Here is a 9,475-nt window from a genome sequence, read left to right as displayed (position 1 = left end):
GTGGCGAGGGAGCTTGCTCCCGCTGGGCGCGAAGCGCCCCCCTGATTCTGGATGAAGCACCGCAAAGGGAGGCTGCGGCTCCAGCGGGAGCAAGCTCCCTCGCCACGAAGAGCAAAACCGGACAAACGCACGCTCCATCCCGGTGCGCTTTTTGATGTACGCTCCTCCCCGCGCACCATCGCGTTCCGTCTCCTGCCGCCAGTGCTTTTAAAACACTTGTTCGGCACTATGGTTCGGAAATTGCTACCTTTATGCCGTCATACCGTTCAGACCTTCACCGGTAACAATCTTACGCGCCACAAGCGCTCAAATTGGTTTTAGGGACTCAATAATGAAAAAAGCACTGCTGACCCTTTCTGCACTGGCGTTGTGCATGGCCGCTGGCGTCGCCACGGCCAAGGAATACAAGGAACTGCGTTTTGGTGTCGACCCGTCTTACGCCCCGTTCGAATCCAAGGCCGCCGATGGCAGCCTGGTGGGTTTCGACATCGACCTGGGCAATGCGATCTGCGAAGAGCTGAAGGTCAAATGCAAATGGGTCGAAAGCGATTTCGACGGCATGATTCCCGGCCTCAAGGCCAATAAATTCGACGGCGTGATCTCGTCCATGACGGTGACCCCGGCTCGCGAAAAAGCCATCGACTTCTCCAGCGAGCTGTTCTCCGGCCCAACGGCCTATGTATTCAAGAAAGGTTCGGGCCTGAGCGAAGACGTTGCCTCGCTCAAGGGCAAGACGGTCGGCTACGAGCAAGGCACCATCCAGGAAGCCTACGCCAAGGCCGTGCTGGACAAGGCCGGCGTCAAGACCCAGGCCTACCAGAACCAGGACCAGGTCTACGCCGACCTGACCTCCGGCCGCCTCGACGCCGCGATCCAGGACATGCTCCAGGCCGAACTGGGCTTCCTGAAATCGCCAAAAGGCGAAGGCTATGAAGTCAGCAAGCCGGTGGACAGCGAACTGCTGCCATCCAAGACTGCCATCGGTATCAAGAAAGGTAACAAAGAGCTGAAGGCACTTTTGGATAAAGGTATCAAAGCGTTACACGACGACGGCAAATACGCCGAGATCCAGAAAAAACACTTTGGCGATCTGAATCTGTACAGCGGCAAATAATGCGCGGCGCCCACCCTGAACCGGGTGGGCGCTTTTTTCCTGCCAAAGGCAATGTCCATGTTCGAACAATTCCTACAAAGTCTGGGGCTCTCGGCCTTCAGCCTGCAGGGCTTTGGCCCGCTGCTGATGCAAGGCACCTGGATGACCATCAAGCTGTCGGCCCTGTCTTTGCTGCTCAGTGTCCTGCTCGGCCTGCTCGGCGCCAGCGCCAAATTGTCCAGCGTCAAACTGCTGCGTATTCCGGCCCAACTCTACACCACGCTGATTCGCGGCGTGCCCGACCTGGTGCTCATGCTGCTGATCTTCTACAGCCTGCAAACCTGGCTGACGTCTTTTACCGATTTCATGGAATGGGAATACATCGAGATCAACCCGTTCGGCGCCGGGGTCATCACCCTGGGCTTCATTTACGGTGCGTATTTCACCGAAACCTTTCGCGGCGCGATCCTCGCGGTGCCCCGCGGGCAGGTCGAAGCGGCCACGGCCTACGGCCTCAAGCGTGGTCAGCGTTTCCGTTATGTCGTGTTCCCGCAAATGATGCGCTTTGCCCTGCCGGGCATCGGCAACAACTGGATGGTCATGCTCAAGGCCACCGCACTGGTGTCGATCATCGGCCTGGCCGACCTGGTCAAGGCGGCCCAGGATGCGGGCAAGAGCACCTACCAGCTGTTTTATTTCCTGGTACTGGCGGCGCTCATCTATCTGCTGATCACCAGTGCATCCAACTTCATCCTGCGCTGGCTTGAACGCCGCTACGCCGCCGGAGCCCGGGAGGCGGTGCGATGATCGAACTCTTGCAGGAATACTGGCAACCGTTTCTCTACAGCGACGGCGTCCACATCACCGGCCTCGCGATGACCCTGTGGCTGCTCAGTGCTTCTTTGCTGATCGGCTTCGTGGTGTCGATCCCGCTGTCCATCGCTCGGGTTTCCCCCAGGTTTTACGTACGCTGGCCCGTGCAGTTCTATACCTACCTGTTCCGTGGCACGCCGCTCTATATCCAATTGCTGATCTGCTACACCGGCATCTACAGCATCGAGGCGGTACGCGCCCAACCCGTGCTCGACAGTTTCTTTCGCGACGCGATGAACTGCACGATCCTGGCGTTCGCGTTGAACACCTGCGCCTACACCACGGAGATCTTTGCCGGGGCGATTCGCAGCATGAACCACGGTGAAGTCGAAGCGGCCAAGGCTTACGGATTGACCGGCTGGAAGCTCTACACGTACGTGATCATGCCGTCAGCGCTGCGGCGCTCGCTGCCGTACTACAGCAATGAAGTGATATTGATGCTGCACTCGACGACCGTGGCGTTCACCGCTACCGTTCCAGACGTGTTGAAAGTCGCCCGGGATGCCAACTCGGCCACTTTCCTGACGTTCCAGTCGTTCGGGATCGCCGCGTTGATCTACCTGACCGTCACGTTTGCACTGGTGGGCCTCTTCCGTCTCGCCGAACGCCGCTGGCTGGCCTTTCTCGGCCCGACCCACTAAGGCTTCCGTTCCCAGGACATACATGTAAATGCGCCACCAGATTCATGACCTGCTGGCCCCGCTGCCGGGGACCGCACGCAAGATCCACAGCTTTCACTTCGGCCCGGAAAAAGCCGTCGGCAAAATCTATATCCAGTCGTCCCTGCATGCCGATGAACTGCCCGGCATGCTGGTCGCCTGGCACCTCAAGCAGCGCCTGGCCGAACTCGAAGCTTCGGGCCACCTGCGGCACGAAATCGTGCTGGTGCCGGTCGCCAACCCGATCGGCCTTGAACAGGTCCTGATGGACGTGCCCCTGGGCCGTTACGAATTGGAAAGCGGGCAGAATTTCAACCGCCGGTTCGTCGACCTGAGCGAAGAGATCGGCAACGAAATCGAAGGCCTGCTGACCGACGACCCGCAGCACAACCTGATGCTGATCCGCACCAGCCTGCGCGACGCCCTGAGTCGGCAGACCGCCAGCACACAACTGCAATCCCAGCGCCTGGTCCTGCAACGCCTGGCCTGTGATGCCGACATGGTGCTCGACCTGCATTGCGATTTCGAAGCCGTCGCCCACCTCTACACCACGCCCGAGGCCTGGCCGCGGGTCGAGCCGCTGGCGCGCTACATCGGCGCCGAGGCCAGCCTGTTGGCGACCGACTCGGGCGGCCAATCGTTCGATGAGTGCTTCACCTTGCTCTGGTGGCAGCTCAAGGAGCGTTTCGGCGAGCGCTTCGAAATTCCCCTGGGCAGCTTTTCGGTGACTGTCGAATTGCGCGGCCAGGGTGACGTCAACCATGGCCTGGCGAGTCTCGATTGCCAGGCCCTGATCGAATACCTGATCCACTTCGGCGCCATCGACGGTGAGCCGGTGCCGTTGCCCGACCTGCCCTACCCGGCCACGCCGCTGGCCGGCGTCGAACCGGTGGCGACACCGGTCGGCGGCCTGCTGGTGTACAGCGCCCTGCCCGGTGAATACCTGGAGGCGGGACAGCTGATCGCCGAAATCATCGACCCGGTCAACGACACTGTCACCCCCGTCCATTGCCGTAATGCCGGGCTGCTGTACGCCCGCTCGCTGCGCCGCATGGCCACCGCCGGCATGGTCATCGCCCATGTCGCCGGGACCGAAGCCTACCGCAGCGGCTACCTACTTTCGCCTTGAGGATGCCTGTTCCATGTACAAACTGACCATCGAAGGCCTGCACAAAAGCTATGGCCAGCATGAGGTGCTCAAAGGGGTTTCGCTCAAGGCCAGGACCGGCGACGTGATCAGCCTGATCGGCGCGAGCGGCTCGGGCAAAAGCACCTTTCTGCGCTGCATCAATTTCCTTGAACAACCCAACGACGGCGCCATGAGCCTGGACGGCCAATCGATCCAGATGATCAAGGATCACCACGGCATGCGCGTGGCCGACGCCGACGAACTGCAACGCATCCGCACGCGCCTGGCCATGGTGTTCCAGCACTTCAACCTGTGGAGCCACATGACCGTGCTGGAAAACATCACCATGGCACCGCGTCGGGTGCTGGGGGTCGGCAAGCAGGAAGCCGAGGATCGCGCCCGCCGTTATCTCGACAAGGTCGGCCTGCCGGCACGCGTTGCCGAGCAGTACCCGGCGTTCCTGTCCGGTGGCCAGCAACAGCGCGTAGCGATTGCCCGCGCCTTGGCCATGGAGCCTGAGGTCATGCTGTTCGACGAACCGACCTCGGCCCTGGACCCGGAACTGGTGGGCGAAGTCTTGAAGGTCATCCAGGGTTTGGCCGAAGAAGGCCGGACCATGATCATGGTGACCCACGAGATGAGCTTCGCCCGCAAGGTGTCCAATCAGGTGTTGTTCCTGCACCAGGGCCTGGTGGAAGAAGAAGGCGCGCCGGAAGACGTGCTGGGCAGCCCGAAGAGCGAACGGCTCAAGCAGTTCCTCAGTGGCAATCTGAAATAAACCTCGACACACCTGAGAGCCTGTTTTTGTGACGAACCGCTTTTGTGGCGAGGAAGCTTGCTCCCGCTGGAGGCGCAGCCTCCCCTGCAGTGTGCCATCCAGATCCAGAGGGCCGCTTCGCAGCCCAGCGGGAGCAAGCTCCCTCGCCACAGAAGCGCGCTCGCCACAATGTCCTGCATAAAACCTTTCATACCCTGCCGTGGTCTTTGAAGAAGGACTTTCAGGGCGCATACCGCACGCATGGCGACATCCAGCAACTTCGCGAAACAGTGGTTCGATGCCCGTGGCTGGAAGCCGTTCGCCTTTCAAAAGCAGGTATGGGCTGCGGTCAAGCGTGGCGAGTCGGGGCTGCTGCATGCCAATACCGGCGCTGGCAAGACCTACGCCGTGTGGTTCGCCGCCCTCAACCGTTTTGCCCGCAGCGTGCCGCCACCGGACAAGCCTCGTAAACGCAAACCGCCGACCGAACCGCTGACCGTCTTGTGGATAACGCCGATGCGTGCGCTGGCCGCCGACACCGGCAAGGCTCTCGAAGCGCCCCTCGATCCGCTGCAGATTCCCTGGAGCGTAGGCCTGCGCACCGGCGATACCAGCGCCAGCGAACGCGCCCGGCAAGGCCGGCGCCTGCCCACGGCGCTGATCACCACGCCCGAAAGCCTGACATTGATGCTCGCCCGCGCTGATGCGCAAACGGCCGTGTCGACCCTGCGCATGGTCGTGGTGGATGAGTGGCACGAATTGCTCGGTAACAAGCGCGGCGTGCAGTTGCAACTGGCCCTGGCTCGCTTGCGGCACTGGCACCCCGACCTGATCGTCTGGGGCGTATCCGCGACCTTGGGCAACCAGGCCCACGCCGAGCAGGTATTGATCCCACAAGGCAGCGGAATAAGTGTGCAGGGCGCCGATGCCAAGGCGTTGCAGGTCGATACGCTGTTGCCGCCAACCCTCGAACGGTTTCCATGGGCGGGGCATATCGGCCTGAAAATGTTGCCCCAGGTGGTTGCTGAAATCGACACCAGCAACAGCTGCCTGGTCTTTACCAATACTCGCGCGCAAGCGGAAATCTGGTACCAGGCCATTCTTGAGGCGCGCCCTGATTGGGCCGGACTGATTGCGTTGCACCATAGCTCTCTGTCCCGCGACACCCGCGATTGGGTGGAACGCGCGTTGAAGGACGGCCAGCTCAAGGCAGTCGTGTGTACGTCCAGCCTCGACCTGGGGGTGGATTTCCTGCCCGTGGAACGCGTGCTCCAGATTGGCTCGGCGAAAGGCGTCGCCCGCTTGATGCAACGCGCCGGACGCTCCGGTCATGCGCCGGGGCGGACCTCGCGAATAACCTTGGTGCCGACCCACAGCCTGGAGCTGATCGAGGCCGCCGCCGCCCAGGACGCCGTGGGGCAGCGGCGAATCGAGCCGCGTGAATCGCCCCACAAGCCTTTGGATGTACTGGTCCAGCATCTGGTCAGCATGGCCCTGGGCGGTGGTTTTGTTCCCGAGGAGCTGTTCAATGAGGTACGCGGCGCCTGGGCCTACCGCGACCTGAACCCGGCCGAGTGGGCCTGGGCGCTGGCGTTCGTGCGCCACGGCGGCCTGTCGCTGACCGCCTACCCTGATTACCGACGGGTCGAACCGGACGAACACGGGATCTGGCGCGTGCCTGACGCCCGCCTGGCCCGGCGCCACCGCATGAGCATCGGCACCATCGTCAGCGACGCCAGCCTGCAATTGAAATTCTGGAGCAAGGGCGGCGGCGGCAAGACCCTGGGCAGCGTGGAAGAAGGATTCATCGCACGCTTGCGCCCCGGCGATGGATTCCTGTTCGCCGGCCGCTTGCTCGAGTTGGTCCGGGTCGAGGACATGACCGCTTACGTACGCCGCAGCCAGGCGAAAAAAGCCGCCGTGCCGCGCTGGAATGGAGGACGCATGCCGCTTTCCAGCGAACTCGCTGCCGCGGTCGTCGCGCGCTTGAGCGAAGCCGCCTTGGGCCGCTTTGACGGACCGGAAATGCAAGCCGTACAGCCGTTGCTGACAACGCAGCTGCGTTGGTCCGGCCTGCCGACGCAGGGAACGCTGCTGGCCGAAGCGCTCAAATCCCGGGAGGGTTGGCACCTGTTCCTGTATCCGTTCGCCGGGCGCCAGGTACATCTGGGCCTGGCCAGCCTGTTGGCCTGGCGCGTCAGCCAGCGCCAACCGGTGACGTTCTCGATTGCGGTCAATGACTACGGCCTGGAATTGCTCAGTGCCACCGAGCTGGACTGGTCAACACATCTGAACCCGGCGCTGTTGCGCACCGATGGCTTGCTGGCGGACGTTCTCGCCAGCCTGAACGCCGGAGAACTGGCCCTGCGCCGCTTCCGCGAAATCGCCCGGATCGCCGGGCTGGTGTTCGCCGGCTACCCCGGCGCCCCCAAGAGCACCCGCCAAGTGCAGGCTTCCAGCGGGTTGTTCTATCAAGTGTTCAAGCAATATGACGCCGATAACCTGCTGCTGGCCCAGGCCGGCGAGGAAGTCCTGCGCGAAGAATTGGATATACGCCGACTGGAGCAGACCTTGGAACGCCTCGATACCTTGAAGCTCGACCTGCACCTGATCAAACGCCCTACTCCGCTGGGCTTCCCCTTGCTGGTGGAGCGATTCCGCGAAAGCATGAGCTCGGAAAAGCTCGCCGATCGTATCCGGCGCATGGTCAGCGAACTGGAAAAAACCGCTGATCGAGGAAGCGTCTGATGCCCGCGCCGTATCCCGTCAACCTCGCGGGCGAAGAGCTCTGGCTGTTGCCGCAAAAAGCCCTGTACTGGCCGGCCCAGGAAACCCTGATGGTGGCCGATGTGCATTTCGGCAAGGCAGCGGCCTACCGCAGCCTCGGCCAACCGGTCCCCCACGGCACCACGGCGAACAACATCGCGATGCTTGACGAGTTGCTGGCGAGCCTGCCGTGCCGGCTGCTGATATTCCTCGGGGACTTCCTGCATGGGCCAGGCTCCCATGCCCCAGGCACCTTGAAGGCCCTTGCCGACTGGCGTGAACGGCGTCGCAAACTCGCCATCACGCTCATCCGTGGCAATCACGACAAGCGCGCCGGCGATCCGCCAGCGGCACTCAATATCCGCGTCGTCCCCGAGCCATTGCTGTTGGGCCCTTTCGCCGTGCAACACGAGCCTACCCCGCATCCACGTCGACACGTGCTCGCCGGGCATGTGCACCCGGTCTACCACCTGAGCGGTAAAGGCCGGCAACGCCTGCGCTTGCCGTGCTTCCGCCTCGGTAGCGAGATCAGCCTGCTACCGGCCTTCGGTGCCTTCACGGGAGGCTATCGGGTCGATCAGGACACCGACTGCAAGATCTTCGTAGTGGGCGACAACGAAATATGGCCCGTCAGTTGAAGCGATCAGGCTTGAACTGACGGGCCATAGGCTGATCAGGCTACGGGCGCGGGAGGCGGTTCGTCCGGAAGAGTCGGTTCGCCGGGTTCGGTAGGCTGTTCGTTAGGGGTATCGGGATCGGGCTGGCCAGGGATGCCGCCCGCCGCTTCAGCAGGGTGGGCCAGTAATGACCAAGCCAGGACGCCGATCTGATTGGGCTCAAGCCTTGCCAGTTCGGCACTGATTCGCGGATCGATCTTCATAGAGCAACTCCTGAGCGAAGGCCCGTTGCGCAGACGCAAAAACGGGCAGTACACCCAATAGAGTGCCTGCCCGCTCAGGAATTCCAACAGCTCGTCAGAATCAGGTACGCGGCAGTGTCACACCGCGCTGGCCCTGGTACTTGCCGCCACGGTCCTTGTAGGAAACTTCACATTCCTCATCGGACTCAAGGAACAACATCTGCGCCACGCCCTCGTTGGCGTAGATCTTCGCCGGCAGGGTCGTGGTGTTGGAGAACTCCAGGGTCACGTGGCCTTCCCATTCAGGTTCCAGGGGTGTCACGTTGACGATGATGCCGCAGCGGGCGTAGGTGCTTTTACCCAGGCAGATGGTCAGCACGTTGCGTGGGATGCGGAAGTACTCGACGGTGCGGGCCAGGGCGAAGGAGTTCGGCGGAATGATGCAGACGTCGCTCTTGATGTCGACGAAGCTCTTCTCATCGAAATTCTTCGGGTCGACGGTGGCCGAGTTGATGTTGGTGAACACCTTGAATTCGTCGGCGCAGCGCACATCGTAGCCGTAGCTGGAAACGCCGAAGGAGATCAGCCGCTCGGCGCCTTCGCCACGCATCTGGCGCTCTACGAAGGGCTCGATCATGCCGTGCTCTTGCGCCATGCGGCGAATCCACTTGTCCGATTTGATGCTCATGGCGGGTTTCCTGAAAATAGCGAGGTGGAAAAAACTGTCCGGCATCTTACCGGGGCGCGGGACGGGTTCAAAGGGCGAGACGCAATTCTCGGCGATCCGCCTTGATTTCCGGGCTCTGACGGCTATCGCCATGGCCGTCAGTCATTAAAACCGAGAAACCTTCGCAAAGACCATTGGCACGTTTCGGAAAAAGGGGTAAGGTGGCGTCACTGTGTTGCTTGTGTCACTGAGAATCTCTACACGATATGTTGAATTTCGATCCAACCATCTACAAGAATTTTTCCTGCTCTTTGCACTCAGTCTCGGCCAGGGTTCTTCCTGAGTCGCAGTTATCTTTGTTCAAGGAGTTACACCATGTCTAATCGCCAAACCGGTACCGTTAAGTGGTTCAACGATGAAAAAGGCTTCGGCTTCATCACCCCACAATCCGGTGACGATCTGTTCGTTCACTTCAAAGCTATCCAATCCGACGGCTTCAAAAGCCTGAAAGAAGGCCAACAGGTTTCTTTCATCGCTACCCGCGGTCAGAAAGGCATGCAAGCTGAAGAAGTTCAAGTTATCTAACTTGTCCTTGCTTTAGTAAGAAGCCCCGCCCTCAAAAGCGGGGCTTTTTTGTGCCTGGGTGTTTTTGGAAACCGAAACCAGTGTGGG

The 9,475-nt window shown here is 61.2% G+C and carries 10 protein-coding genes; 8 read left to right on the top strand and 2 right to left on the bottom strand.

Going from position 1 to position 9,475, the window contains the following annotated elements; genetic code table 11:
• Window positions 1-331 precede the first annotated feature (331 nt).
• The 7 genes from ACE04F_RS08150 to pdeM all read left to right on the top strand — a co-directional run bounded on the left by ACE04F_RS08150 (window position 332) and on the right by pdeM (window position 7,915).
• A complete protein-coding gene (locus tag ACE04F_RS08150) occupies window positions 332-1,114 on the top strand; it encodes a transporter substrate-binding domain-containing protein (RefSeq protein ID WP_186730446.1) in 783 nt (260 codons plus the stop codon).
• Between the two features lie 57 nt (window positions 1,115-1,171).
• On the top strand, window positions 1,172-1,900 hold the full coding sequence (locus tag ACE04F_RS08145; protein ID WP_434572215.1) for an ABC transporter permease: 729 nt from the start codon (window positions 1,172-1,174) through the stop codon (window positions 1,898-1,900).
• On the top strand, window positions 1,897-2,607 hold the full coding sequence (locus ACE04F_RS08140; RefSeq protein WP_486105719.1) for an ABC transporter permease: 711 nt from the start codon (window positions 1,897-1,899) through the stop codon (window positions 2,605-2,607). The genes ACE04F_RS08145 and ACE04F_RS08140 overlap by 4 nt, the downstream gene beginning before the upstream one ends.
• 28 nt (window positions 2,608-2,635) lie before the next feature.
• Window positions 2,636-3,754 carry a succinylglutamate desuccinylase/aspartoacylase family protein gene (locus tag ACE04F_RS08135; protein ID WP_434698731.1) on the top strand — a complete coding sequence of 373 codons (1,119 nt, stop codon included), beginning with the start codon at window positions 2,636-2,638 and terminating at the stop codon, window positions 3,752-3,754.
• Window positions 3,755-3,767: 13 nt separating this feature from the next.
• Window positions 3,768-4,532 carry an ABC transporter ATP-binding protein gene (locus ACE04F_RS08130; protein ID WP_486105718.1) on the top strand — a complete coding sequence of 255 codons (765 nt, stop codon included), beginning with the start codon at window positions 3,768-3,770 and terminating at the stop codon, window positions 4,530-4,532.
• Between the two features lie 240 nt (window positions 4,533-4,772).
• Window positions 4,773-7,259 (top strand): ligase-associated DNA damage response DEXH box helicase, encoded by a 2,487-nt coding sequence (locus tag ACE04F_RS08125; RefSeq protein WP_486105717.1) that lies wholly within the window; start codon window positions 4,773-4,775, stop codon window positions 7,257-7,259.
• Window positions 7,259-7,915, top strand: coding sequence for a ligase-associated DNA damage response endonuclease PdeM (pdeM, locus tag ACE04F_RS08120; RefSeq protein ID WP_486105716.1), 657 nt, complete (start codon window positions 7,259-7,261; stop codon window positions 7,913-7,915). Before ACE04F_RS08125 ends, pdeM begins: the two co-directional genes overlap by 1 nt.
• 35 nt (window positions 7,916-7,950) lie before the next feature.
• Here the strand turns inward: pdeM and ACE04F_RS08115 are convergent, their stop codons facing one another.
• The gene (locus tag ACE04F_RS08115) at window positions 7,951-8,157 is read right to left on the bottom strand and encodes a hypothetical protein (RefSeq protein WP_305499193.1); all 207 of its coding nucleotides are present in this window, start codon (window positions 8,155-8,157) and stop codon (window positions 7,951-7,953) included.
• A 100-nt stretch (window positions 8,158-8,257) separates the two neighbouring features.
• Window positions 8,258-8,824: a dCTP deaminase gene (dcd, locus tag ACE04F_RS08110; RefSeq protein WP_434696979.1), complete on the bottom strand. Its 567-nt coding sequence runs from the start codon at window positions 8,822-8,824 to the stop codon at window positions 8,258-8,260.
• 354 nt (window positions 8,825-9,178) lie between these two features.
• On the opposite strand from dcd, the gene ACE04F_RS08105 reads away from it, so the two are divergent.
• Window positions 9,179-9,388, top strand: coding sequence for a cold-shock protein (locus ACE04F_RS08105; RefSeq protein ID WP_002554837.1), 210 nt, complete (start codon window positions 9,179-9,181; stop codon window positions 9,386-9,388).
• Window positions 9,389-9,475: the final 87 nt, after the last annotated feature.

The organism is Pseudomonas sp. AGC41 (genome assembly GCF_057334555.1).
This window is presented reverse-complemented; position numbering and strand designations above follow the sequence as displayed.

Coding starts and splice junctions, on each gene's coding strand:
- ACE04F_RS08150 (WP_186730446.1), top strand. CDS start 332: ATGAAAAAAGCACTGCTGACCCTTTCTGCACTGGCGTTGTGCATGGCC.
- ACE04F_RS08145 (WP_434572215.1), top strand. CDS start 1,172: ATGTTCGAACAATTCCTACAAAGTCTGGGGCTCTCGGCCTTCAGCCTG.
- ACE04F_RS08140 (WP_486105719.1), top strand. CDS start 1,897: ATGATCGAACTCTTGCAGGAATACTGGCAACCGTTTCTCTACAGCGAC.
- ACE04F_RS08135 (WP_434698731.1), top strand. CDS start 2,636: ATGCGCCACCAGATTCATGACCTGCTGGCCCCGCTGCCGGGGACCGCA.
- ACE04F_RS08130 (WP_486105718.1), top strand. CDS start 3,768: ATGTACAAACTGACCATCGAAGGCCTGCACAAAAGCTATGGCCAGCAT.
- ACE04F_RS08125 (WP_486105717.1), top strand. CDS start 4,773: ATGGCGACATCCAGCAACTTCGCGAAACAGTGGTTCGATGCCCGTGGC.
- pdeM (WP_486105716.1), top strand. CDS start 7,259: ATGCCCGCGCCGTATCCCGTCAACCTCGCGGGCGAAGAGCTCTGGCTG.
- ACE04F_RS08115 (WP_305499193.1), bottom strand. CDS start 8,157: ATGAAGATCGATCCGCGAATCAGTGCCGAACTGGCAAGGCTTGAGCCC.
- dcd (WP_434696979.1), bottom strand. CDS start 8,824: ATGAGCATCAAATCGGACAAGTGGATTCGCCGCATGGCGCAAGAGCAC.
- ACE04F_RS08105 (WP_002554837.1), top strand. CDS start 9,179: ATGTCTAATCGCCAAACCGGTACCGTTAAGTGGTTCAACGATGAAAAA.